A 24,373-nucleotide genomic window follows, 5' to 3' on the forward strand; every position below is an offset into this window, starting at 1 on the left:
AAGCCGGCGGACGGTTTCCGGTGAGGAGAAAATCATGATCAAGTCCGTATTGCGCGGCTTCGCGCTTGCCACCGCCATGTCAGCCGTCGCCTTCGCCGCCGCGAAAAACCCGACGGTCGGCGGTGCGGCGATGTTTGATAGCAAGAACATCATCGAGAACGCCGTGAACTCCAAGGATCACACGACGTTGGTCGCAGCCGTCAAGGCAGCCGGCCTGGTCGGCACCCTCGAGGGTAAAGGCCCCTTCACCGTCTTCGCGCCGACCAACGAAGCTTTCGCCGCCCTGCCGAAGGGCACCGTCGATACGCTGCTGAAGCCGGAAAACAAAGCGACGCTCACCAAGGTTCTGACCTGCCACGTCGTTGCCGCCGATGCGATGGCCAAGACCGTTGCCAAGATGATCAAGGATGACGGCGGCGAGCACGACATCAAGACCGTCGGCGGCTGCGTGCTGAAAGCCAAGGAAAGCATGGGCAAGATCACCCTGACTGATGAAAACGGCGGCGTCTCCCATGTGACGATCGCCGACGTCAAACAGTCGAACGGCGTCATCCATGTCGTCGACAAGGTGCTGCTGCCGAAGATGTAAGCCCGCTCATATCGGCAGACGCATTGGGGCGCTCTTCGGGGGGCCCCAAACATAGGCGCTCTATCGGGCCGCTTCGGCTCTCGGGAAGACGAGGGAGACACTCATGCCGGCGTCAGGGGACGAGCTGACTTCAACCTCGGCGCGGGCATTCTGTTTCAGCGACTGTACGATCATCGCGCTCAGCTTTCCCGGCTGCGGCCAGGTGACATCCCGGGGAAGACCGACTCCATTGTCAGCAACGGTGATCCTGCATCCGGTTTCGCCGACGACACAGCGGAGCGTGATCTCGCCGCCATCGCGTCCGAGGAAGGCATGCTTCAGCGTATTGGTGAGGAGTTCGTTGATGACGAGGCCGGCCGGCATGGCGACATCGACCGAAACCGGCCAGGTATCGACTTTCATGTCCAGCCGGATCCCTTCCACGGCATGGGCCGCCATCACCGAGGCGGCAATCTGGCTGACATAGGTGCCAAGATCGACCGTGGCGTTTTTCTCTTCGTCCGACAGCGAGCGATAGAGCAGGGCCAAGGCTTCAATCCGCCCGGCAAGCCGCGCAAATCTCTCGCTTTCCTCGTTCTGTTGAGCATTGCGCGCCTCCATTCGGATGAGCGCCGTGATCATCTGAAGATTGTTCTTCACGCGATGCTGAAGTTCCCGCAGAAGGACATCCTTCTCCGTCAGCAATGCGCTGAAGCTCTCCGCGCCGGTCGCCTCGTTGCGGGCGGCAAAGGCCACCAGTCGGAAAAGCGGCGTGTCGTCATCGTCGATGATGGTATTCGACCAGACATCGATGATCACGGTGCTCTCGGGTTCGAGCACTAGCGAGAAGGCACCGATATACTCCTCCGCAGAGGTCACCGCGGTTGTGAGCGGCACGTCTCCGGAGATGGACGTTGAATTCAATTCGATTTCCGACCAAGGCTTCCCCTGGACCTGCTTTGCCTCAAGCGCCGTCAGCCGTTCGAATTCCAGGTTGACGTAAATCAGCGGCTCGTTGCCGGCGAGTTCGGAGACAGCCACCGCGAATGGCACATGATCGAGAAAGTGTCGAAACCGGCTATCATCGAGGGCTTCGGCAAGGTGAGGCAGGTTGCCCACACCTTCGGGCGAAAGGGGCTGGTCTTTGGTGTTAGTCATCGACGATCACTCAAGGGGGCGACTTTTCTTGCACGGGCGAGATTTGACGGTTGCTTGAAAAAACGGGCGGAGGCAAGCGCAATCGGTGCTGACCAGCCTCCGCGATCGCACCGATTATCTGTCGGCGTCTTTCTGGAGTGCTGCAAAACGGCGCGGAACAGCCACTCTGAGCCAAAGCTCTTCGCGCTTTAGGTCCTTGTTTTCTGCATAGTCGTGCGCGACATTTTTAAGCTCTGTCATACGTAAAAGATGTCAGCAGGGTCGTGACGAAATTGCTTGCCCTTTCCTTGACCAGGACTTCCGTCCATTCATCAGTCCCGCGTAGCCGCAGATCCGTGTGAATACTATCGACGGCCGCTTCTTCGATACGCTTGATATGGCTCCTGAACGAAGCTTCGCCGCCGCCGTGATACATGTCTCTGATCACCATGCGCAGGATTTCCTGAATGGCGATCTGCCATGCCGTATTGATCGATTGAATTTCGTTCGCAGTCTCTGCCATTGACGCTTCCTTAATGCGAGTGAATTCCAGCACGCCTCCGGCCATGCTGCAGCGCGTGATCTGCAAGCCCGTCACTTCAGGCGCGTTTTAAATATCGAGCCTTGTCGATCGGCTTGCTCAGCGGGCTCGGGCGCGTTTCGCAATGAGGGCAGAGGTTGCCGACACCCGGTTACTATGTTCCCGCGCAAGCCGGGCTTCCCGAAGCCGCAACGTCTTTGCCTGTTGCGATTGGGCGTCGGATTCGAGCTCTTCGGCCGCCTGGTTCTTCGCGAAGAACTGGGTCTGGACGTTACCGAAGGCTATCTCCGCCCGCTGGCGAGATTTGCTGTATGTCTCTGTCATCTTGGGTCCGATACTGCGGGCTCGACACGCGAGCGAAAACGAAAAAGGCCAGGCAAATCGCCTGGCCTTGGATTGATAACGTGCTTCCGGCAGTGCCAGTACATCCGTGGTCAAAGGGAAGCAGATACCGATTTAAGCGTTCTGGAGATTGCAAGCGGACATCTTGCCCGACTTGTTGTCACGCTCGAGGTCGAAGCCGATCTTCTGGCCTTCGACGAGTTCGCGCATTCCGGCGCGCTCGACAGCGGAGATGTGAACGAAGGCGTCGTCGCCGCCATTATCAGGCTGAATGAAGCCGAAGCCTTTGGTGGAATTGAACCATTTAACTGTGCCAGTGGTCATGATGATGAACCCTTTCATAGCAATATTGAAGAACCGCAACGCCAAGGCGATGCGGATGATGATAGCGATTTTTGAAAGGAAGTTCGTTCAGGGCGCGGTGCCAATCGCGCGATAACCAAGCCAGCAAGCAAAATTCGATGCTCGCTATCTAGCTCATCAAGCTTGCTTCGTCAACTGTTAGTTTTCTGTCGATGCCACGTTCAACTTTGAGGTGCCGCAGAGATCTTTGCACCAAATTGGACGTCGCGTCCGGGGCGCGTAGGCCTCTACTTCCAGCGGGCGATGCCCACAGTTTCGGCGATCGCCTGGCGCAGTTCGTCCAACCCATCGCCCTTTTCGGACGAGGTGGACAGCACGCCCGGATAGGCGGCCGGGCGCTTGCGGATCTTTTCCGCCGTTTCGGCAATGAGCTTCGGCACACCGGCCGCCTTGATCTTGTCGGTCTTGGTCAGCACGATCTGGTAGGACACGGCGGCCTTGTCGAGCAGATCAAGCACGTCGTCGTCGTTCTTCTTGATGCCGTGGCGGCTGTCGATCAGCACATAGACGCGCTTCAGCGTCGCGCGGCCGCGCAGATAATCGAAGACGAGCTTGGTCCACTTGTCGACCTGCTCCTTCGGTGCTTGCGCATAACCATAGCCCGGCATGTCGACGATCGCAGTCGGCGGCAGGTCGCCGCCTTCGCCGGAATAACCGTCCGGAACGAAATAGTTCAGTTCCTGCGTGCGTCCCGGCGTGTTCGAGGTGCGCGCCAAGCCCTTCTGGCCGACCAGCGCATTGATCAGCGAGGACTTGCCGACATTCGAGCGACCGGCAAAAGCCACTTCCAGCGGCCCTTCCGGCGGCAGGAAATTCAGGGACGGCACGCCGCGGATGAAGATCCATGGGTGGCCGAAGAGCGGCTTTTCGATGTCGGACATGCGGGTTCTGCAATCTCTGGGTTCGATCTTTTACCGGGCTTCGTGGTTTTGTGGGCGGATGTCAAGCTTTGACGGGCGCCTGCGCGGCATGCCTTGTTTCCTTCGTCCGCCGCCCGGAAATGAAAAGCCCCGCCGGAGCGGGGCTTGGCAAGCGTCATTTCGACGGCACTTCTTTTCGTCGGAACAGACCCTTCAGATTGTCGAAGAGTTCGACCTTGACGCCGTGGCGCTTCATGATCAGCCCCTGCTGCGCCACCGAGAGCGTGTTATTCCAGGCCCAGTAGATGACCAGGCCGGCCGGGAAGCTTGCCAGCATGAACATGAACACCAGCGGCATCCAGTTGAAGATCATCGCCTGTGTCGGATCGGGCGGCGTCGGGTTCATGCGCATCTGCACGAACATGGTGATGCCCATGATCAACGGCCAGACGCCGAGGTGCAGCAGCGCCGGCCCCTCGAAAGGCAGCAGGCCGAACAGATTGACGATCGTCGTCGGATCCGGCGCCGAAAGGTCCTTGATCCAGCCGAAGAAGGGTGCATGCCGCATTTCGATGGTGATGTAGATCACCTTGTAGAGCGAGAAAAAGATCGGGATCTGCAGCGCCACCGGCCAGCAGCCGGCGATCGGATTGATCTTCTCTTCCTTGTAGAGCTGCATCATCGCCTGCTGCAGCCCCATGCGGTCGTCGCCGAATTTTGCCTTCAACTCCTCCATCTTCGGCTGCATGCGCTTCATGTTCGCCATCGAAGCGTACTGCTTGCTGGCGAGCGGGAAGAACAGGAGCTTGACGACGATGGTCGTGCACAGGATCGCCACGCCGAAATTGCCGAAGTAGCGGAAGAAGAAGTCCATCAGCTTGAACATCGGCTTTGTGATGAAATAGAACCAGCCCCAGTCGATCAGCCGGTCGAACTTCGGGATCGAGTAGCTGGCCTCGTAACCGTCGATAACAGGCACTTCCTTGGCGCCGGCGAAGACGAGGTTCTTGAGCTCGAGCGATTGGCCCGGCGCAACGGTGAAGGCATCATCCTTGTAATCGGCCTGATAGCGCGGTTGGCCATCGGCAAAGTGCGAGAAGCGCGCCTCATAGGCGGCACTTTGCGGTGGAACGATCGTCGCCGCCCAATATTTGTCGGTGATGCCAAGCCAGCCGCCGGTGGATTTCGCCGGCGTGACGGCTTCCTCTTCGACGGCGCTGTATTTGGTTTCGATCAGGCCGTCGCCGATCACGCCGATGAAGCCTTCATGCAGCACGTAGACGGAGGGCGTCGTCGGCTTGTTGTAGCGCGTCACCCGGCCGTAGGAAGACAGCGATGCGGGCGCCTGGCCGGTATTCTCGATCTTGTCGGCGACGGTGAACATGTAGCGTTCGTCGACGGAGATGGTGCGGGTGAAGGTCAGGCCCTTGTCATTGGTGTAGGAGAGCGTCACCGGCGTCTTTTCGGTGAGCTTGGCGCCCTCGGGCGCGGTCCAGAGCGTCGAGGCACCCGGAACGGCGCCTGTCGCGTCGCTGCCGATATAGCCGAGTTCGGTGAAATAGCCGTCCTTGGTCTCGGCCGGGCTGAACAGCGTGATGATCGGGCTCGAGTCGTCAACGGTCTCGTGATAACCCTTGAGCTTCAGATCGTCGAGACGGGCGCCGGCAAGGTTGATAGAGCCGGAAAGTGCCGGCGTATCGATGGCGACGCGCGGGGTCTTTGTCAGCGCCTGCTCGAGCGTCGCTGTCGCGGCTGCCTGGCCTGAAGGGGCCGTACCGCTCGGCTGGGCCGGCGTCTCGCCGCCGGCTGCCGGCTGCTGCACCTGCTCGGTCTGTTGCTGCGCCTTCTGGGCTTCCTGCGCCTTGCGCTGGGCCTCGATGCGCGGATTCATATAGAGAAACTGCCAGCCGAGGACGATCAGCACCGAGAGAGCGATCGCAATGAAATAATTGCGGTTGTTTTCCATCATACGTTCCTGGGGCGTCCGTCTTCGGAGCGCCGGTGTTTCGGCCTGGTTTCCACGCGGGATTTCAGTTCCGCGGCCAATTCCTGGAAGGACGCGTCAAGCACGTCCCTGCGCGCGACAACCACATAGTCGTGTCCGGGCTGCATTGCAAACCCCGCATGAAGCCGCACCGCCTCTTTTAGGCGGCGGCGCATGCGGTTCCGTTCGACCGCGTTGCCATGTTTTTTGGTGACTGTAAAACCGACGCGTGCCTGGCTGTCCGGTTCCTTCCGGTCGAGGACTTCGAGAAGGAAGAAGCCGCCCCGGCGTTTTTCGCCCTCGCGCACGGCAAGAAACTGCGGGCGGCTCTTCAGCCGCCCGACAGTGTGTTTCTTCTCACTGATCGTCAATTCGCCCGCCATCTTTACCGGGCAACCCGGCTTACGCCGACAGACGATTGCGGCCCTGCGCGCGGCGGGCTGCGATGACCTTGCGGCCACCCTTCGTGGACATGCGGGCACGGAAACCGTGGCGACGCTTGCGAACAAGCTTGGATGGTTGGTAGGTACGCTTCATTTATTTTAAACACCGCGGAGTGCGGCCCTTCTTGAATTTGCATAATGCAAGGAGCGTTGTTTTTCGAACGGGCGGGCCAATGAAAGGCTTGCGTGACCGGACGTGCGCGGGCTTATAAGGACGAACCCCATAAAAGTCAATTATGCCGGATAATTTCACTCTGCGCTGCTGGTTCGGAAGGTATTTTCGCACTCTGGTATTAATAATTAGGCCTGCCCCGAGTGGTTGTAAATTCGTCGAGGCAGATCGATAGCCCCGGTTTTCAGGCGCTTAAGCGTCCTCGCCGCATTCGGCATGGATCACTTCCGAAGCCATAATCGTAAATATTAGAAATCTAACTTTAATAAATTTCGCCGATATTCAATGCATCGACTGGGAATTTGCTTTCCAGGCAGTGGCGTAGCTAGGAGCATTGCATTGAAGATCCGGGGCAAAATTAATCTGCTGGTTTGCGTGATGGGCGCGGTGGCACTTCTGATCGGCGCAACGGCGTTGTCCGCCATGCACGAATACAGTCGCAACCTGACGGCTTATGAGCATGCCGCCAGCCGCGCCTATGCCGGCGAACGCCTCAATCGTTTCGTCACCGCCGTGGTCATGGAATCGCGCGGCATCTATGCCGCCAAAACGATCAAGGATACGCCGAACTTCGCCAAGGGCCTGATGGCCGGCCTCGACGAGATCGACAAGGTCATCTCGGGCTGGGCGCCGCTCGTTCCCGAGAGCCAGAAGGCCGATTTTGCCAAGCTGGTCGCCCGCGCCGCGGAATTCCGCACCTTCCGCACGGAAACGGCCCGCCTCGGCACGGAAGTCGGCCCCGAAGCCGCCGGCCAACAGGGCAACAACGACGCCAACCGCGCCAACCGCAAGGCGTTCCAGGCGGAAATCGATGCCGTCGTCGCCACCGACAAGGCAGCGCTGGAGACCGTGAATGCCGAGATCGAGAGCTTCCGCTCCTGGGTGCTGATGCTCGTGCTCAGCATTACCGGCATCGGCATCGCGGTCGGCATCGGCATGGGCTTCTATATCGGCACCAGCCATTTGAGCCGCCCGATCAAGCGCGTCACCCATGCCATCAAGGAAGTCGCCGACGGCAATTTCGACGCTGAGGTCCCCTTTGCCGGCCGTCCGGACGAAATCGGCGAGATGGCCGCAGCTGTTGCGGTCTTCAAGGCGAACGGCCTGGCCGTCAAGCGCCTGAACGCCCAGGAGGCGGCGATGCGCGCCAAGAGCGACGACCTGCAGTCGAGCATGTCCGTCGTCGTGGCTGCGGCTGCGGCCGGCGATTTCGGCCACCGCATCAGCAAGGACTACGAGGACGACAACCTCAACCAGTTCGCCGGCAACATCAATACGCTGCTGGCGAGCGTCGATGCCGGCATCGGCGAGACCCGCCGCGTCATCGCAAGCCTTGCCGAAGGCGATCTCACCCAGACGATGAGCGGCAACTTCCAGGGCGCCTTCGCCGAGCTGCAGCAGAACGTCAACAATACCTTTGTCACCCTGCAGGCGACGATGCGCGAAGTGCGCGAGACGACCGAAGCGATGAACGGCAACACCGCCGAGCTGCGCAATGCCAGCGACGACCTGTCGAAGCGCACCGAGCAGCAGGCGGCCGCCCTCGAGGAGACCTCAGCGGCCCTCGATGAGATCACCGCCGTCGTCCAGAATTCCACCGAGCGGGCGCATGAAGCCACCATCATGGTGTCCGAGGCCAAGGAGAATGCCGGCCGCTCCGGCGTCGTCGTGGGCAATGCCGTCGAGGCCATGGGCCGCATCGAACAGGCCTCGCGCGAAATCAGCCAGATCATCAACGTCATCGACGAGATCGCCTTCCAGACCAACCTCTTGGCGCTGAATGCCGGCGTCGAGGCGGCCCGCGCCGGCGATGCCGGAAAGGGTTTTGCGGTGGTCGCCCAGGAAGTGCGCGAACTCGCCCAGCGCTCGGCAAAGGCCGCCAAGGACATCAAGGCGCTGATCACTAAGTCAGGCAACGAAGTGCAGGTTGGCGTCAAGCTCGTTCAGGCGACCGGCGAGGCGCTGGCCGAAATCGGCACCCGCGTTATCGCCATCAACGACCATATCCATTCGATCGCCACCGCCGCGACCGAACAGTCGACCGGCCTTAAGGAAGTCAATACCGCCGTCAACCAGATGGACCAGGTGACCCAGCAGAATGCTGCGATGGTGGAAGAGACCTCCGCCGCCACGCACAGGCTTTCAGCCGAAGCCGGTGGCCTGGTGCGCCTCATTGCCCGCTTCAAGTTGTCGGATGATGCGCCGGCACCTGTGGCGCTCGTCCGCAACGAGCCGCAAAGGCCGGTCGCTTCGCCCGCCCGCCGGGCGATCGCCAAGGTCGCCCGCGCCTTCGGCGGCAACGCGGCCGCAGCCGAGCAGAGCTGGGAAGAGTTCTAAGCTTTACTGATCACTCGCCACTCTAACGCCGCCTCCGGGCGGCGTTTCTTTGTGACGACGTGACGCTGCTCGCAAAGATTTGAAAGCGGAGCATCTTGGTCTAATATAGAGCTCAACGGTAAGGGCGGCTGAAGTGCTGCCGATCGGGCGAGACGAGAATGCCGATAAGAGACCAGGGCGACAATCCTTCGGCGGAAATCCCCGCGGCCGGCGAGGCTGCAAGGGCGCGGTGCCCGCCTGCCCGCATGTTCGGCGGCCTCTCCGGCAAGCTGCTCTGGCTCACCGTATTCTTTATCATGCTCGCCGAAATCCTGATCTTCTTTCCCTCGGTTGCCAGCATGCGGTTGCGCTGGCTGCAGGACAGGCTGAACACCGCCGCTGCCGCCGCCATCGTCATCGATGGGCTGCAGCCCGTCGAGCTGCCGCGGGCGCTGCAGAAGGAAACGCTGGAAGCGACCGGCACCAAGGCCATCGTGCTGCGCAAGGAGGGCACCTCGCGGCTCTTGGCGACGACCGATATGCCGGCCTCCGTCGATGAAGCCTATGATCTCACTGACGTGCCGCCGGTGACGGCGATACGCGACGCACTCGACACGCTGGTCTTCGGCGGCAGCAGGATAATCCGCGTCTACGGCCCCGTCGGTGACACCAACACCGGCGTCGAGGTGGTGATGAAGGACCGGCAGTTGCGCACGGCGATGTTCGCCTATTCCCGCAACGTCCTGTTGCTGTCGGTGCTGATCTCGCTGTTCACGGCGACGCTGATCTTCTTTGCGATCAACCGTATCCTCATCGGCCCGATCCGCCGGCTGACCGGCAGCATGCAGCAATTCTCCTCCGATCCCGAGAACCCCGCCCATATCTATATCGGCGACGGCGGCCGCGACGAACTGGCGGTCGCCGGCCGCAACCTCACCTCGATGCAGATGGAGCTGCAAAAGACGCTGAAGCAGCAGAAGAACCTTGCCGCTCTCGGCCTCGCGGTCTCCAAGATCAATCACGACATGCGCAATATCCTGGCCTCTGCGCAGCTGATGTCAGATCGGCTGGTCGATGTCGACGACCCGATGGTGAAAAGCTTTGCCCCGAAACTCTTGCGCACCATCGACCGCGCCGTCGGTTACACCACCGAGGTGCTGTCCTACGGAAAGGCGAGCGAATCCGCGCCGCGCCGCCGCCATATCCGCCTGTTGGAACTCACCCAGGACGTCAAGGACATGCTGGCGATCGATCCGCAAAGCGGCATCGAATTCGCAGAGCAGATCGGCGCCGAGCTTGAGGTCGATGCCGATGGCGAGCAGCTTTTCCGCGTCATCCACAATCTCTGCCGCAACGCGCTGCAGGCGCTGACGTCGCCGGGCGAGGGCGGCCCGGGCTCCGTCAAGCGGATCACCGTCTCCGCCCAGCGCGTCGGCAGCGTCGTCAGCATCACGGTGGATGATACCGGTCCCGGCATGCCGCTGAAGGCGCGCCAGAACCTCTTTGCCGCCTTCCGCGGCTCCGCCCGCTCCGGCGGCACCGGCCTCGGCCTCACCATCGCCCGTGAGCTGGTGCTCGCCCATGGCGGCACGATCGCGCTGGTGGAAAAACCGACGGTCGGCACGCAGTTCCGCATCGAGATCCCCGATCGCCCGGTTTCGCTGGAGGATTACCGCAGCCGGACGCATATTGAAAAGTGACGGGGTTTGGCAAGGCGCGGCTGCCCGCAGACAAAGACGCGATTTTTTCAGAAATGCTCTTGCATTGTCCTGAAGGACGTTTTAGAGGATCGCCACGCAAGCGGCACCGCCGCATTTTGCACGCACCCGTAGCTCAGCTGGATAGAGCACCAGACTACGAATCTGGGGGTCAGGAGTTCGAATCTCTTCGGGTGCGCCATTCTTTTCCTATAAATCCCAAATTTATCAACGGCCTCAAGGCCTAGTCGATCATTCTGGTCCACAACGGGGTCCACGCGGGCTCCACGGAAGGTCAATTATGGGTTTAACCTTGAAGTACGTTAAGGTCACCAGCTCGGGTACGTTTCACTATCGAAGGCGTGTCCCCAAGGACATGGCCGTTTCAACCGGACAGACCGAGTTCAAGAGATTCTTGGGCAAGAGCGAACGTGAAGCTCTGCGGAACTACCCTGAGACCCATGCCTTTCATGAACGACTTATCGAGGAGTTCAGGAACTTCGCCCACAACAGGGCCAATCTTACGGCTCTGGAAGCTCATGAACTGGCCGAGCGAAAGGCTGCCGATCTGAACGGTGGACGAGGGAGCGCCAGGAACGAGAAGGTTCATACAAAAAGGGGAAACCGGACCTTGGTGGCTATAGGGCGGCGACCATATGGGGGCACGCGATTCCAAAACCGTCTAGTTGGAGGTCTCAGAAATTTCGCCCATTTTCAGATCGCCAAATCGATCCTGAGACCCCGACCGTGCTCGACCCCAGCTAAGTAGTATTCGGCTTCTTGAGATCACGTAGGGGAACCTCCATCACAATGCATTCGTCGCTATCAGACCCACCCTCCCTGCGGAATAGTCCATCATCGGCATCAAGCTCACCCACGGGAACCGGCTTGCCCGTCCACCTGCAGTCCTCGCAAGTAGGTCGCTCCCAAACCACCTCTGGAAGCTCGTCATTATAACCTTCCTGTGGAGATAGGTGCGGCGAGCCACAGTCGGGACATTCTTCGGGGACCATACGGATGTGTCGCAGGACTAGAGAGGTGGCTAAGCCAAGGCCATGTTCGACGGTCGACAGAGCGGCTTCTGCGTCGTGCCACGTCGCTGAGTGAGCGTGTGTCAACCAATTCGCGAAACTCCATGCATCGCAAAGGAGCGACTTGAATAGGTGTCTGCGGTCCTTCTGTGAGCCGCCAGAGAGGATTGTGTCGCAGATGACATCATTCCATCCCCGAAAGTCTGCTCGTTTTGGCGGTTGCTCTACAGGCCACTCAGAGGCGTCTTGTGCAGCGGCGACGTACGCAAGAAGTGCTTCTCGGCTTCGCACACCAATAGCCTGATAGTCCGCCACGTTATGCGCCTGATGGAGGGCGTCGTTCGCTTCGCGTAACTTGTTGAACACTTCCCCAAATGGCAGCACGCGACGGCTTTCGATGCGCTGTCGCTGGGTCCGTGGGATGCGGAGGCACAACCCCATATGGAAAGTGACAGCAAGGTCCATGTTCGGGAATTGGTCTTGGGAGTAGAGGTTTGTCGGATTGGTGATGACCCACCATCGGCCTTCGCTTGTATGCAAGTCCCAGACATCATGCCGATGACCCATCAGCGTTTCTGCATAGACCTTCTGGAGGAAGTCAACACGAGAATCTGACGAAGATTGCGAAAGAAAGTAGCGGACGATATTCGCCTTTTCGTCTTCTGAGGCATGTAACATTTTACTTCCTAACCCCACTTATTGGCGAATATCGGGCCTAACGGCTGGGTGAATACATTAGTTCTAAGCCGCAAACTGCTGTGCGTAGCCATACCCCGCAAACGGACGCTTGCGTTGCCTTCTCCCGCATGAGGCGGGCGAACGCGTCGATCTTCTCCTCAGTCCCGCGCGTGTCAAGACGCAACGCCGCGAACGCCCACTCCAGCGCGGCCTTCGCGTGATCGCGCTCGCCCTCATCGGTGAGGCGATGGAACGGCTCCCGACGAAGTAGCGGCCGGCGGACCGCCAATTGAGGACCGTCTCAATATTCACGCATTTATGAGCTGTAGTGATAACCGCTTCCCGAATTGCAGGACTAGTCTGAATGATCGCTGCGCACTAATTTGTTAGCAGTGCCGGCTGTGTGCCAAGCCACTCCGTTGGGAGACTGAAATGCAACGCAAGCTCGCTGCAATCATGGCCGCTGATATCGTCGGCTATAGCCGGCTGATGGCCGAGGACGAGTCTTCTACCTATGCAGAGCTGCGCACTGTTTTTGACAACCTGATCGAGCCCACTGTCGCCCGCCATGGCGGAGCCACCTTCAAAACGACAGGTGACGGCTTCCTTGCGATGTTCCCGAGCGTCAACGCGGCCGTTGATGCGGCACTTGCCATCCAACAAGGTTTTGACGACGGGCCTTTCAAGCTGCGTATCGGCATCAATCTCGGTGATGTCATCGAGGATAATGGCGATGTCTATGGCGATGGGGTGAACGTTGCGGCCCGGCTTGAGGCCATGGCCGAGCCCGGCCAGATATTCGTCAGCGGCGCTGTGGTGATGGCCGCCGAGCGCAACCGCGGTGATCTGTTCGCCCGAGTCGGCCGCAGGCGCGCCAAGAATATTCCCGAGCTGCTTGAAGTGTACCGCGTAAGGCGGGTGGGCTCTTCCTGGTCGATCTGGCGGCAGGTGCCGCATGTCCTGCGCTGCAGCGCGGCGCGCTGGTCTTATGGCGTTGCTGCCATCGCTCTCATTCTCATCGGCACCCAGATTTCACCTCTTCCGCTGGCAGCGATGGTGAGCGGCATCCCGGCTGCACTCTCTCTAGATCAGACCCGTGCAGACCCCAGGCCCTCGATTGCCGTCATGCCGTTCGCAACCATGAGCGGCAGCGGCAACCAGCCTTACTTTGCGGACGGACTGACCGAGGACGTGACCACGGCGCTCGCTCGTAATCCCGAGCTTCAGGTCATCGCCCGCGATTCCACTTATGCCGTGCGCAGTCAGGAGACGGATGTGCGTAAGCTCGCGGCAAAGCTTGGCGTTGATTACGTGGTTGAAGGCAGCGCGCGCCGGGAAGGCGACCAGCTCCGCGTTTCGGCACAGCTCATTGATGTAGGCACGGGCGCGCACTTATGGTCGCGCAGCTTCGACAAGAAGGTTGCTGACGTTTTCACCGTCCAGAGCGAGCTCACCACGGAAATCGTCGCGCAACTCGCGCCCTATATCGGCCGAAGCGAAGCGGCAGCGGCGGCGCTGCGGCCGACGGATAGTCTGCAGGCCTATGATCTCGTCTTGCAGGCCCGCGACCGTTACCGGCACGGCGCCGCTGACCAGAACGCTATACTCGATGCCCGTGGCCTGTATCAGCGCGCCCTCGAAATGGACCCGGCTTATGCCGCAGCCCGCGCAGGCCTTGCGTTGACCTACATCGGCGAAGTGGCGCAAAGGACCGGCGGTCAGGCCGACGCGCCCGAACTGGATCTGGGTCTCAGTGAGGCGCGGCAGGCCGTGCGGCTCGATCCCAATCTCGGTTTTGGATATCAGGTAATCAGTTTTGGACTTGCCCTGCAGGCGGACTATTCCGGCGGACTTCAGGCGGCGCAGCGTGCGGTCGAACTGAACCCCAACGATCCCGACAGTATGATTGCGCTGGCCAAAGCGCAGGTCCGGTTCGGAGACTATCCGGACGCTGTCGCCAATGCGGAGCGGGCGCGCCGACTGCACCCCATGGCACCGGAATACTATGCCTATGTGCATGGTCAGGCGCTTTATGCCGATGGTCGCCGCGAAGAGGCGGCCACGGTCATCAGCGAGTGCCTTGTCAGAGCGCCCCGCGACGCGAATTGCCTTCTCATCCAAGCCGCGTTGCAGGGTGGAAGCGGAGAGCTTGAAAAGGCGCAGGCTACCATGGCGAGCCTTGTTGAAGCCCATCCGGCATTCTCGCTGGAAGCGGAAAGGGCTTATCGCCGGTTCGGCGACGAACCCTTGATGGAAGAGTTCCTGCAAGACCTGGCGAGAGCCAAAGCCCCGGAGACGGCTTGACGTTGCTGTCAGCGTCGCGGTTTTAGAAGTTCGTGGACTGAAGGCGACATGATCTCTGGGTCGCTGATCTGCACGCCGGCACGGTCGTGCCTCTTCCGTCTCCCAAGTCGGGCTGGCTGAAAGCGGTGACCGACCTTCACTTGTGACGAAGGGCTTCAATCTGGCCGTGGTTGTCAAGTCTGCGGAGGCAGCATTGTCTGGCCATTATGATGGCTGATTGCGTATAATCTCTGCGTCATCACGCTGGATGGCGAGCCGAGATGACCGCTCGCCGTCCAGCGCCAAATAGGCGCCGCACGGGTCGTGGCTTACTCCTTAATCGGGATTCCGGCTTCGATTGCAGCGTCGATGAACGCCTGTCGCGCCTCTTCCCGGTTTCGTTTTCCCGACATCACATCCGCGCAAACCGCGCAGGCCCTATCCAAGGCGGGGCCTTCTTCGGTCGGCCAGTCTTCGACCAGTGCCCATGTCGCGGCCTGGGTCGTCTGGATCACCACCCACTGATCCGGGCCTTCAAGGGCGAGCGTTACCGGCTTCTTCCAAATGGTTTGCATGATCTCAGGACCTCCGCTGCGTGCTCTCTGCCGTTGCAGCCTGCACACATAGGGCGATTCATCCGGCGTGGCGAGGCGCAGTATGAACGAGATGCCTTTCTCGGTCAGCGAACTGCTGGGATGTGCTTTTCGAGAAGGGGTTTCGTGCCGCCGTTTTGCGCGCTTATGCGACGCCTCTTAGAACTCCTGCACGAATTCACACGCCAGCAAGGTTTTGCCGGGCAGGGCGTTGCCTTGGCGAGCAATGATAGAGACTTTTCCAGGCCCGGCCATTCCGGGTTCCGGCTGCAGATCTGCAGGAAGTTCAATCGAATAGCCCTTGGTGGATGTGCCAAACAGGTCCGAAGTCTCCGGCTTCAAGCCGTATTTTGCGGCGAGATCGTCAGCACGCTCGCCTTCGATCAAGACGCCAACAGCGTTGCTTGCAAAGAAAACCTCGGTCGACTTAAAGCCGTCACGGCCTATCTGGTTCGGGAGTTTGTAGATCGCCGCACCCAAGGACGACGTATCCGGCTTGGCCAGAGCTTCCACGACATCATAGATGTCCATTGCCGATGTCATCGTGTAGGGCGGCTTGCAAAGGGCTGCGTCAAAGAACTGGTCATCGGCCGAATCGGCAAGAACCTGTCCGGCCTGAAATGTCGCAAAAGCGACGCACGCAGAGAAGGCGGCGTAGCGAATGAATTTGGCGTTGTGCATGAGACATTCCCGAGAAAGTGGCTGTCGTGGATTCGCGTGTTGCGAATGCCTAGGGGATTCGAAGTAGTTATGCTACCCGAAGTTTAATCTCTCAGCTCCACTCTTCTCTTCCGTCTGGCCGCACTGATGGGTAGGATGAGTGGTATCGGACGCCGAGACGGAGATATCACTGGGTCGATCCGAGGGCAGGAAAGTCATGATCGCAGCCTATATCGATGAAATCATCATGTTTTGCGCCGGCCTATGGATGACATCCGTCGGCTTTGGTTATCTGCCATATCCAGGCAAGCCGGCCAGCCGGCCGCCATTGGTTCGCCATTTCAAGTGGATGGGTCCCTTGCTGCTCGCCATCGCCATCGTTCTGGCCGCCGCCTCCTAGAGGCGCGTGCTCATGCTAGGGGTGAAGCAATGACCAATATGCTGGCCTGTCCGTCGTGCGGATTGGACAAAACAGAATCGATCGTCCACCGCGGTTCTTACATTCTTCGATGCGCCGCTTGCGGCGAAATGATTGTCGCGACATCCTTCATGGCGATGCTCGACTCGGATCATCAGTGTTCGGCCTTTATCGATCCGGGTCCCGGAAAACGCCCATCGCCAGAGATGCTCGTCGCGCGTGGACCGTTCCGGCAGATCGCAACGGCAATCAGCGCTGCGGCGAGTGACGGGACTCTGATACGTCTGATCTCCGACGTGAGAGATTGAAGTCCGCCTTAGCGTTGGCTTAGCCGTTTCACTTTGCGGTTGCGATCGAGCCGGCAGCTGGGAGGGGGCGCCCTCATGGGCGTAACCGGACGAGAATCTTGGCTTCGGGGAGGGTCAACTGTTCCGCCATGTCTTGCAATAGCTTCGAGTCCGGTTCGCTTATCACAAGATGGCCGCCCGTGATCGGCGTCAGGATCCGGGGTTCGATGACGACCTTGTCGTTAATCAGCACCTGCGTTATTTCTCCCACCGCCGCCTGCGTAAAATCCTGAAATTTTGCAGCGCTTTCGGGTGTGAGCATGATATCCAACTCAGATCCAAAAGAAGTGGGGGCCGAAACCACCTTCGCGCTCTTCACTTCGAGCGAGACAGGCGCGATCGCCTTCGGTCCGTCATTGTCTGGAGCCACGGTCTGCGATGCCTTCCGTGGGGCAGGCGGTATCGAAAGCTCATCCAGAATGCCTGGTCCGACTTTGGACGATGGCAGCGGCTCGATGTGCAAGTCGGGCGTCTGCAAGTCCTTTGCTGTCAGCACGGTGGGAAGCTGCAGGCTGGCCGGCATGTCCTCGCGTTGGATGTGGGTGTATGTGCGCAACGTCGTCCCTCCTGACGCGACCGTCACGATCTCCGACGCTTCGAGCGTCGAGCCATCGTTCAGGGACACCACGAGCTTGACGCTTCGGCTCTTGCTGGCGCGTTTGACGGAAGCCAGCTGATCGGCGGTGAGGTTCTTTGCCCGCTCGGCAAAGCCGCTGATCAAATTTGCGATCGCCGGCTGCTGCGACTGGCTGAATGCTGCGGCGTCGGCTTCCTCCGACAGGGAAAGGGTTGCCGTGCGTGCGGTTGCGTCGGTCGATTCCAGGGTCCAGGTCGACGTCACCGGAACACTGACGCCGCCATAATCCTCGTCTCGCGAGGTCGCCGAAGCCTGACCAATCTCCATGGTCTCCGCCTGATAGGATTGTCCCGTGGCAAGCAGTTGCGCCTCCGGCACCAAGGCGGCAATGATCTGAAGAGGGTTTGCCTCCAGCTTGGCGATGATGTCATAGACCCCGCTTTCCCCCGCCGCGGGAACTCCACCCGGTCCATTGGCCGCCATCTCCCGCATGTGCGTCACGATCTGATCGACACCGGAGAGATCGCGCGGGTTGCCGTTCAGGTCGGTTTCGAGTTCGAGCGCAGCGGTGCCATAGGCCGTGAGGGAATTTCGATAGAGCAGGTTCATCTGATAGCTGTCGGCAAGGCCCGCAATGCCTTCCGGCAAGTCGGCGCTGAGGGACCAGCGGACCCGCATGCCGTCTTCATCCCGAGACAGGACCGTCATACGCTGGCGAAACGCGCCGCGCATCGTCATGGCCGAGGCGCCTGGCTTGTCGAACCAGAACGACATATCGGTTTCGGTTGCTTTTAGCACGCGATAGCTACGCTCGACTCCCGTCGCCGGCGCGTAACCCGGGATCTCGATACCGCCGGCCGACCATGCCGGATGGGAGAGCGTGACGCACAGGCAAGCGGAGGCAAAACTCTTCCAGTACAATGATGTCATGCTGACAGGGCCCTGAAGATTGAAGCTTATGCGGCGCCTTCCGGTCGCCGGTCGCGAGCTTATTTGCTGATGAAGAGAATGGGTAGTGCCGGCGATGCGATAATCGTCCTGCGCGAAACTGATTCAAGTTTTCATTCGGTATCGCGCTCACTGCGTGAATCATTGCCGAAAATCTAGCAGAAGGGATCGGGTGACATAAAGATACAACCTAAGAATATTTTCCTAGTCGACGGGCCGTTCTTGCGTTAGCTTATCCGCAATTGCAACCTTGGACTGGCGGATGTCGAGCAAGTTTTTCTCTATCGGCGATGTGATCGCGTCAACGAGCCCTGGCCGTCGCGCACGGTGTGATCAGGGTTCCCGCAATGGGTCCGAGGCGAGGGGCTGATGGCCGAATTTAACCCTCGCGACAAAAGCCGAACCAGTCAGGGAAAGACGCGGGCGATGGTGCGCAAGCATACCGCTCCGCCGAGCGGGACGGATGACGGCAGCCTTCGCTGGCAATGGTTCACCATTCAGTTGCTGGAATCTGCGGCCTTCACCACATTGAGCGCGAATGCCTGCCGTGCCTTCTTCCGCATCGTCATCGAGCACACGTCGCATGCCGGCTTGGAAAACGGCAAGCTGATCGTGACCCATCCTCAGTTCGTATCTTACGGCGTGACCGGCGAATATGTGGCCGATGCGATCGATGAGCTCGAATATAAAGGACTGATAAAAATTCGCCGCGGCCGAGCGGGCAGCGGTGTCGCGCATCCCAACCGGTTCACGCTGACCTTTGTCGGTGACCACGAGGGTGCGCCGCCCACCGACGAGTGGAAGCGATGCACGGCAGAGAGGTGCCGGAAGTGGTCCGAAACCGACCGCAAGATTGCCGCCGACAAACGCGGACGCGTCGGCAGGAAGAAAAAAGTCCCACTTCGGAATTCCGAAATCCCCCCGCTTCGGGATTCCGAAATTCGTCGCGCTTCGTGAGATGTTGATATGAGGAAACATTGAATGATTTCAACGCCGCAACCAATTTCGGCATTCCGAAGTGCTATATAGATCTTGGTGGGGAGTGCCTAACGAAGGCACTTTGCCACGATCAGGAACTCTGTCTCCCGCCCTCCGATCTTTCCACCCGAAGTCGTGCGAAGCAGCAGGCCGAAAGCCTCGTAGAGCCAATACAGCGGGGGAATTCGGTCCTTGAGCGCATGCACCTGCGTCGACACATACTCGCCGACGAAGACGACATCCATGCCGAGGTCTTTCAATGTCCCAGCAATCTCCGAATGGGATGCCTCTGCGGCGTGCTCGACGCGGAATGGGGCATAGCCCGGCTTTCCGGCGTTTTTCTGCCGCAACACGTAGCGATAGAACAAGACGTGTGTCCACCAGGGCGTCAGGTCGGTAAAGATCCCCTTGGCTGAATTCAGGATCGGACCCTTGACGAACACCAGACCACCGGGAGACAGGGTGTCATGGGCTCTCAACAAGGCCGAGCGTGGGCTTTCCAAATGCTCGAGAACGTCCCAGAAGACGCAGGCGTCGAAGTGACGATCTCCATAGTCGATGGTCTGAGCATCGCCGAGGATCCTCTCGGCGGCGTCCTGGTTCTTTTCGAGTTGCTCTTTGGAGATGTCGACAACGGTATATCGCGCTCCTTTCAAGGGGATATGCGTGCGAGAGCCGCCTCCGACCTCAAGGATATTTGTATCAGTCTTGCTGGAAAATGCTGATTGTGCGTGCGAGAGCGCGTCGTTTACCCACGGCGAAGCCATAATCTTTCCCTCCCGAAAGATTAGCGTTTACGACTGTAAGTAAGCATTGATATAATATTTTAGCAATATTTCAACATGACTAGTCAAGTGGCGCGTCCGGCCGGAATGGCAGGCAAGCCCATCAGCCTAGTTTCGCGCAACCTTCCTGATGTATCCGCAGGTCTGATGATCTTTAGGGCGTTTCAGCCGGAGGAATGCATGGCGGTGGGAATTTTTCGGGCTCTGGCTGTCCTGGCGATGATGACGGGTCTTGGCGGCTGCATCGACCATGCCAATGATCCCGTGCTCCTGGCGGTCGGCGTGCCGGTCAATCCGCCGGTCGTTGCGCACGGCCTTTGCATGACCGACGGCAACGCCATGTATGACGAGGCGAGGAAGCAGTATCAGCTGCGCGCCCAGCTGACCGGCTATGCCGGGGCCGATGAGTTGGAAGCCGAAACCACGGCGCGCGCTGCCGCCCACCGGCAATATGTCGCTTGCCTCTCCGGCCAGGGTTACCGGACATTATACGCGAATTGAGAACAGAGAATTCACGTTTCGTCACCAGCGCCGTTGGAGCCCTTTCCTGATCGCGACCTTTCACGTTTTTTGGCGATTTAGTCACGCCGGATCGCCTGCAATCACGAGTTTTGGAATTGCGGTCGAGTCGCGGAACTCCGCTGGTCTGAACGGCATTCTTCCAAGATAAATCCATAAGGAGGGTTTATCATGAAGATGTTCAGACTTGCCCCATCCGCCGCCGCGCTCGGCGCCCTTCTCGCCCTCGCGTCGATCATCCCCGCGCAGGCGGCACCCGTTCAGACGACTCGGCCGCCTGCTGCTTCGGACGTGAAAATGGTGCAATATAAACCACATGCCGGTACGTGGCATGGCTATCGCGGCTTTCGCACGGAGCACGTCGGCACCCGCCGCCATTCCGATGGCTACTGGTATCCGCTTGCCGCCTTTGGCATTGAGGCCAATACCACGGGCTCCATCGTCCGCCACCCGGTCAACAGGGCGGCAGCCCCGCCAATGTGCAACCCTACGTTTACAGGATCGATCGGTCCCGGCAGCATGCCCTGTGATAATGGCTATTGAGCCGGCAAATGAAAGAGGCGGCGATGAGCCGCCTCTTCCTTGATCGGGCCACTGCTCACATGTCTGTGATGGCAGTTGCGGTGCCGTAGTATGTGACAGATCCGCTTCCTAGCTCCTGGGCGTAAATTCCACGAATCCTCCCAAGGAGACGATTATGACCACGACTTTCAAGACCGGCCTGATGGCCGCTGCCTTCGGCGCAATCCTCGGCCTTTCGGCCTTCTCGGCCACGGCAGCTCCCCTCCAGTCGAGCGCGACAGAGCAGGGTGCAGCCGAGCGTCCGGTTGCCCCACAAGAAACCACGGTTGAGCACGACAGGCGCACGACCGGTTCGATCGGCTATCGCGCCTCGGGAACCACGGGCTCGACACATTACATGATGGATCCGAAGAAGCCCCTCAAGAGGGATTGCAAGCTCGGCTTCAACCCCGGGAGCGGCTCCAGCTGCAACTACTGACGAGACGCTCGGCCGTTCGCAACCGCGAGCGGCCCCGTCGGAGCTGAAGGGCGGCCTCCGAGCCGCCATCAGCTTGTTGGCAGACCTCGCTCTTCCTTCGGCGCCATCCTCGGCCTTGCCAGCATGTCCTTCCCCAGCTGTCGTTCGCACAGCGTTGCATTAAATGCAAAAATGCAGTAAGTAAAAAATCAAGCAGACTGTTGGCGCGCGGGTGTTGCGAAAGGCCGCAGCGACGAGCGATTGACGCCTCTGCCTTGGAATTGCCATGCTCGCCGCGATGGTCGCTTTTCATATTCAATCGAATTTCAGACAGGTGGGATAGTCATGACTGCAAAGGCCGCATGCACCGATTTCCTGCATTTTTTCCGCTCCTGGATCAGCAACCCGCTTCGGGTCGCGGCCATCGCGCCGTCGGGGGATTCGCTTGCCAGGATCATGACCAGTGAAATTGCCGCACTCGACGGTCCGATCATCGAGCTCGGCCCGGGAACCGGCGTTTTCACCCGGGCGCTGCTGGCGCGCGGGGTCAGCGAAGCGGATCTGACCCTGATCGAGTACGGTCCGGAATTCATCTCATCGCTGCAGGCGCGTTTTCCGACGGCGCGTGTGTTGCAGATGGACGCCGCCCATCTCGCCGATGCCGATATTTTCGAGGGCGAACCGGTCGGCGCGGTTGTCAGTGGCCTGCCGCTCTTGTCCATGTCGCCGCGCAAGATCGTGTCGATCCTGGCCGGCGCCTTCGCCTATATGCGGCCGGGCGGCGCCGTCTATCAGTTCACCTATGGCCCGCGCTGCCCGGTGCCGCGGCCGATCCTCGACCGTTTGGGCCTGAAGGCAGTGCGCATCGGCGGTACGGTGCGCAACCTGCCGCCGGCCTCCGTCTACCGGATTTCGCGCCGCAAGCCGCTGGAACTGTCGCGCGAGCGCTTTAGCTATCGTGAAAGTGACACTGAGATCGACGATATCGCGGCCTTTTCCAACGAAACGGCGGCTGAACGATGATGCCGGGCAGGAATGGCTGAGAACAAGCGGACGGAGACGACGGAAGGCAGGCGGGAACGCAAGCGGCGGCAGACGCGCGAGCGCATCGAGCAGGCGGCGATGACCCTCTTTCTGCAGCGCGGCTTCGAGGCGACGACGATCGAGAACATCACCGAGGCGGCCGATGTCTCCAAACGCAGTTTCTTCGATTATTTCCCCTCCAAGGAAGAGGTGGTTTTCGCCTGGCAGGATGCCTTCGCCGATCGCCTGATGGCGGCAATCGCCGCAAGGCCGGCGGACGAATCCTCCGTCACCGTGGTCGAGGCGGCGATCACCGCAACCGTCATTGCGGCAGTCGACGAGCCTGGCCTGGCGTTAGGCGAACTCATCCATCGCACGCCGGCGCTGAAGGCCCGCGACCAGCTGAAATACGCCAAGCTCGAACAGAAGCTCGCCGAGGCGCTGCTTCTACGCAAGGGAGGTGATCCGCTTGAGCGGCCCCGCATGCGCGTCCTTGCGGCCATCGTCATCGGTGCGCTGCGCGTCGGGGCTGAGCTCTGGCAGCAGCGCCCGCCAAGTGCTTCGCCGCAGGATTTCGCCCGGGAGATTTTCACCGACCTTTGGAAGATGCTGGCGGAATTCGGCGACGAGGCAAAGACCAGGCGTTGACGCGGGCCCGCCTGCGCCTCCGTGTGCACTTCCGACCAGATCAGCTCGATGTCGATGTTTCCGCTCCATCCCTGTGATCAGGCCCTGTTATCGGAACCGGGCCGTCCTATATCTGCAAGCGTCGTAGCGGCCACATTCTGATGATCCCCGCGATAGGCAGATCTTCACCATGCCGGGCATCGCTTTCGATCAGGGCAGACATTCGCGCTCGAAGGCATCTCCGAAAGCCGCGGCATCCGTGCCGCGGCTGTTCAACCGCCTCCGACCGTTCCACCGATTTCAATATTTGATTGATAAGAGAGGAAAGACCATGTCCAGTCACAACGCAGCCCAATACAACGCGGCAAAGTCAGGCACCTTCAAGATCGGCGGCGATATCGAGGTCAACCGTCTCGGTTTCGGCGCCATGCGCGTCACCGGCAAGGGCATCTGGGGCGAGCCTTCCGATCATGCCGAATCCATCCGCACGCTGAAGCGCCTGCCGGAACTCGGCGTCAACTTCATCGATACGGCCGATTCCTACGGCCCCGATGTCTCCGAATGGCTGATTAAGGAAGCCCTGCATCCCTATGGCGGCAAGTCTGTCATCGCCACCAAGGGCGGCCTGACCCGCCATGGCCCCGATATCTGGCTGCCCGTCGGACGTCCGGAATATCTGATCCAGCAAGTGCATAAGAGCCTGCGCAATCTCGGCGTCGAGCAGATCGATCTCTGGCAGCTGCATAGGATCGATCCGAAGGTGCCGGCCAAGGAACAATTCGATGCGATCAAATCGCTGCTCGATACCGGCCTCATCCGCCATGCGGGCCTGAGCGAAGTATCCGTTGCCGACATCGAGGCCGCCTCGAAGCATTTCAAGGTCGCGACCGTCCAGAACCGCTACAATCTCGTCGACCGCACCAGCGAGGACGTGCTCGATTATTGCACCAAGCACAATATCGGCTTCATCCCGTGGTATCCGTTGGCAGCCGGCGACCTCGCCAAGCCGGGCTCGCTGCTCGATACCATCGCCAAAAAGCACAATGCAGCACCCAGCCAGATCGCACTCGCCTGGGTGCTCAAGCGCAGCCCGGTCATGCTGCCGATCCCCGGCACCTCCAAGGTCAAGCATCTCGAGGAAAACGTCGCTGCCGTCGAGATCACCGTCTCGAACGAAGAATTCTCCGCCCTCGACGCCGAGGGCAGCAAGGTCTTCAAGGCCGCTTGACGGGGCGAAGAACGGAGAGGGTGCGGCGTATTCCCTTCTCCCCTCGGGGAGAAGGTGCAGGCAGGCGGATGAGGGGGCCACACGGCACGCCCTTCACGTAAAATCTATTCCGGTACTCCGACGGCAACGCCGTTTCCCAGCGCCCTGAATACGTTTGAGACGATGTCATTGCGGCCGAAACCTGCACGGGTTGTAAGAAAGACCGGCTTCGCCGGCCCCTCATCCGCCCTACGGGCACCTTCTCCCCGCTGGGGAGAAGAGGGAATCGAGACGTTG

General features: G+C 60.0%; 27 protein-coding genes and 1 tRNA gene. 14 read left to right on the forward strand and 14 right to left on the reverse strand.

Annotated elements, in window-relative coordinates; genetic code table 11:
* Positions 1-34: 34 nt before the first annotated feature.
* A complete protein-coding gene (locus BS630_RS10760) occupies positions 35-589 on the forward strand; it encodes a fasciclin domain-containing protein (protein WP_011650236.1) in 555 nt (184 codons plus the stop codon).
* A 60-nt stretch (positions 590-649) separates the two neighbouring features.
* On the opposite strand, the gene BS630_RS10765 is transcribed toward BS630_RS10760, so the two are convergent.
* From BS630_RS10765 to rpmH, 8 genes are all read right to left on the reverse strand, one after another.
* Positions 650-1,726 (reverse strand): sensor histidine kinase, encoded by a 1,077-nt coding sequence (locus BS630_RS10765; protein ID WP_077977397.1) that lies wholly within the window; start codon positions 1,724-1,726, stop codon positions 650-652.
* 226 nt (positions 1,727-1,952) lie between these two features.
* Positions 1,953-2,228, reverse strand: a complete 276-nt coding sequence (locus BS630_RS10770) for a hypothetical protein (protein ID WP_025392943.1) — start codon at positions 2,226-2,228, stop codon at positions 1,953-1,955.
* Between the two features lie 117 nt (positions 2,229-2,345).
* Entirely contained in the window at positions 2,346-2,570 is a 225-nt protein-coding gene (locus BS630_RS37930; RefSeq protein ID WP_027666179.1) for a hypothetical protein, read from the reverse strand.
* Between the two features lie 132 nt (positions 2,571-2,702).
* Positions 2,703-2,912 carry a cold-shock protein gene (locus BS630_RS10780; protein WP_017958759.1) on the reverse strand — a complete coding sequence of 70 codons (210 nt, stop codon included), beginning with the start codon at positions 2,910-2,912 and terminating at the stop codon, positions 2,703-2,705.
* Positions 2,913-3,178: 266 nt separating this feature from the next.
* Positions 3,179-3,832 (reverse strand): ribosome biogenesis GTP-binding protein YihA/YsxC, encoded by a 654-nt coding sequence (gene yihA / locus BS630_RS10785; protein ID WP_020048239.1) that lies wholly within the window; start codon positions 3,830-3,832, stop codon positions 3,179-3,181.
* 154 nt (positions 3,833-3,986) lie between these two features.
* Entirely contained in the window at positions 3,987-5,777 is a 1,791-nt protein-coding gene (gene yidC, locus BS630_RS10790) for a membrane protein insertase YidC (RefSeq protein ID WP_077977398.1), read from the reverse strand.
* Positions 5,777-6,178: a ribonuclease P protein component gene (gene rnpA / locus BS630_RS10795; RefSeq protein WP_077977399.1), complete on the reverse strand. Its 402-nt coding sequence runs from the start codon at positions 6,176-6,178 to the stop codon at positions 5,777-5,779. The genes yidC and rnpA overlap by 1 nt, the downstream gene beginning before the upstream one ends.
* A gap of 19 nt (positions 6,179-6,197) precedes the next feature.
* A complete protein-coding gene (gene rpmH / locus BS630_RS10800) occupies positions 6,198-6,332 on the reverse strand; it encodes a 50S ribosomal protein L34 (RefSeq protein ID WP_003545006.1) in 135 nt (44 codons plus the stop codon).
* A 417-nt stretch (positions 6,333-6,749) separates the two neighbouring features.
* Between rpmH and BS630_RS10805 the strand changes: the two genes are divergently transcribed.
* The 3 genes from BS630_RS10805 to BS630_RS10815 all read left to right on the forward strand — a co-directional run bounded on the left by BS630_RS10805 (position 6,750) and on the right by BS630_RS10815 (position 10,625).
* A complete protein-coding gene (locus BS630_RS10805; protein WP_077977400.1) occupies positions 6,750-8,747 on the forward strand; it encodes a methyl-accepting chemotaxis protein in 1,998 nt (665 codons plus the stop codon).
* A 158-nt stretch (positions 8,748-8,905) separates the two neighbouring features.
* Positions 8,906-10,426: an ATP-binding protein gene (locus BS630_RS10810; RefSeq protein WP_077977401.1), complete on the forward strand. Its 1,521-nt coding sequence runs from the start codon at positions 8,906-8,908 to the stop codon at positions 10,424-10,426.
* A 122-nt stretch (positions 10,427-10,548) separates the two neighbouring features.
* Positions 10,549-10,625: transfer RNA gene (locus BS630_RS10815), tRNA-Arg, on the forward strand.
* A 183-nt stretch (positions 10,626-10,808) separates the two neighbouring features.
* On the opposite strand, the gene BS630_RS36425 is transcribed toward BS630_RS10815, so the two are convergent.
* Positions 10,809-11,033 (reverse strand): hypothetical protein, encoded by a 225-nt coding sequence (locus BS630_RS36425; protein WP_143529422.1) that lies wholly within the window; start codon positions 11,031-11,033, stop codon positions 10,809-10,811.
* 151 nt (positions 11,034-11,184) lie between these two features.
* Positions 11,185-12,132, reverse strand: coding sequence for a hypothetical protein (locus BS630_RS10825; protein ID WP_077977403.1), 948 nt, complete (start codon positions 12,130-12,132; stop codon positions 11,185-11,187).
* A gap of 432 nt (positions 12,133-12,564) precedes the next feature.
* On the opposite strand from BS630_RS10825, the gene BS630_RS10835 reads away from it, so the two are divergent.
* Positions 12,565-14,436, forward strand: coding sequence for an adenylate/guanylate cyclase domain-containing protein (locus BS630_RS10835; RefSeq protein ID WP_077977405.1), 1,872 nt, complete (start codon positions 12,565-12,567; stop codon positions 14,434-14,436).
* Positions 14,437-14,744: 308 nt separating this feature from the next.
* Here the strand turns inward: BS630_RS10835 and BS630_RS10845 are convergent, their stop codons facing one another.
* On the reverse strand, positions 14,745-14,990 hold the full coding sequence (locus BS630_RS10845) for a DUF982 domain-containing protein (protein ID WP_012755837.1): 246 nt from the start codon (positions 14,988-14,990) through the stop codon (positions 14,745-14,747).
* A gap of 177 nt (positions 14,991-15,167) precedes the next feature.
* Positions 15,168-15,689 (reverse strand): hypothetical protein, encoded by a 522-nt coding sequence (locus BS630_RS10850; RefSeq protein WP_077977406.1) that lies wholly within the window; start codon positions 15,687-15,689, stop codon positions 15,168-15,170.
* Between the two features lie 196 nt (positions 15,690-15,885).
* Here BS630_RS10850 and BS630_RS10855 point away from each other — a divergent pair, with 196 nt between their 5' ends.
* The gene (locus BS630_RS10855) at positions 15,886-16,068 is read left to right on the forward strand and encodes a hypothetical protein (RefSeq protein ID WP_017958768.1); all 183 of its coding nucleotides are present in this window, start codon (positions 15,886-15,888) and stop codon (positions 16,066-16,068) included.
* A gap of 29 nt (positions 16,069-16,097) precedes the next feature.
* A complete protein-coding gene (locus tag BS630_RS10860; protein ID WP_077977407.1) occupies positions 16,098-16,394 on the forward strand; it encodes a hypothetical protein in 297 nt (98 codons plus the stop codon).
* Positions 16,395-16,467: 73 nt separating this feature from the next.
* On the opposite strand, the gene BS630_RS10865 is transcribed toward BS630_RS10860, so the two are convergent.
* The gene (locus BS630_RS10865) at positions 16,468-17,940 is read right to left on the reverse strand and encodes a hypothetical protein (protein ID WP_077977408.1); all 1,473 of its coding nucleotides are present in this window, start codon (positions 17,938-17,940) and stop codon (positions 16,468-16,470) included.
* Between the two features lie 387 nt (positions 17,941-18,327).
* On the opposite strand from BS630_RS10865, the gene BS630_RS10870 reads away from it, so the two are divergent.
* Entirely contained in the window at positions 18,328-18,915 is a 588-nt protein-coding gene (locus tag BS630_RS10870) for a hypothetical protein (protein ID WP_077977409.1), read from the forward strand.
* Between the two features lie 89 nt (positions 18,916-19,004).
* Here BS630_RS10870 and BS630_RS10875 read toward each other — a convergent pair whose 3' ends face one another.
* Positions 19,005-19,703: a class I SAM-dependent methyltransferase gene (locus BS630_RS10875; protein ID WP_077977410.1), complete on the reverse strand. Its 699-nt coding sequence runs from the start codon at positions 19,701-19,703 to the stop codon at positions 19,005-19,007.
* A 198-nt stretch (positions 19,704-19,901) separates the two neighbouring features.
* On the opposite strand from BS630_RS10875, the gene BS630_RS10880 reads away from it, so the two are divergent.
* The 6 genes from BS630_RS10880 (at position 19,902) to BS630_RS10905 (ending at position 24,097) form a co-directional block, all read left to right on the forward strand.
* Entirely contained in the window at positions 19,902-20,222 is a 321-nt protein-coding gene (locus tag BS630_RS10880; RefSeq protein WP_026264847.1) for a hypothetical protein, read from the forward strand.
* A 189-nt stretch (positions 20,223-20,411) separates the two neighbouring features.
* Complete coding sequence (locus BS630_RS10885) at positions 20,412-20,783, forward strand: cell surface protein (protein WP_077977411.1); 372 nt, start codon at positions 20,412-20,414, stop codon at positions 20,781-20,783.
* 154 nt (positions 20,784-20,937) lie between these two features.
* Entirely contained in the window at positions 20,938-21,240 is a 303-nt protein-coding gene (locus BS630_RS10890; protein WP_077977412.1) for a hypothetical protein, read from the forward strand.
* 324 nt (positions 21,241-21,564) lie between these two features.
* Positions 21,565-22,242 (forward strand): class I SAM-dependent methyltransferase, encoded by a 678-nt coding sequence (locus BS630_RS10895; RefSeq protein WP_065282021.1) that lies wholly within the window; start codon positions 21,565-21,567, stop codon positions 22,240-22,242.
* A gap of 12 nt (positions 22,243-22,254) precedes the next feature.
* Positions 22,255-22,890 (forward strand): TetR family transcriptional regulator, encoded by a 636-nt coding sequence (locus BS630_RS10900; RefSeq protein ID WP_077977413.1) that lies wholly within the window; start codon positions 22,255-22,257, stop codon positions 22,888-22,890.
* Between the two features lie 310 nt (positions 22,891-23,200).
* A complete protein-coding gene (locus tag BS630_RS10905; RefSeq protein WP_077977715.1) occupies positions 23,201-24,097 on the forward strand; it encodes an aldo/keto reductase in 897 nt (298 codons plus the stop codon).
* Positions 24,098-24,373: the final 276 nt, after the last annotated feature.

The sequence above is a fragment of the Rhizobium laguerreae genome, from assembly GCF_002008165.1.
Classification (GTDB): domain Bacteria; phylum Pseudomonadota; class Alphaproteobacteria; order Rhizobiales; family Rhizobiaceae; genus Rhizobium; species Rhizobium laguerreae.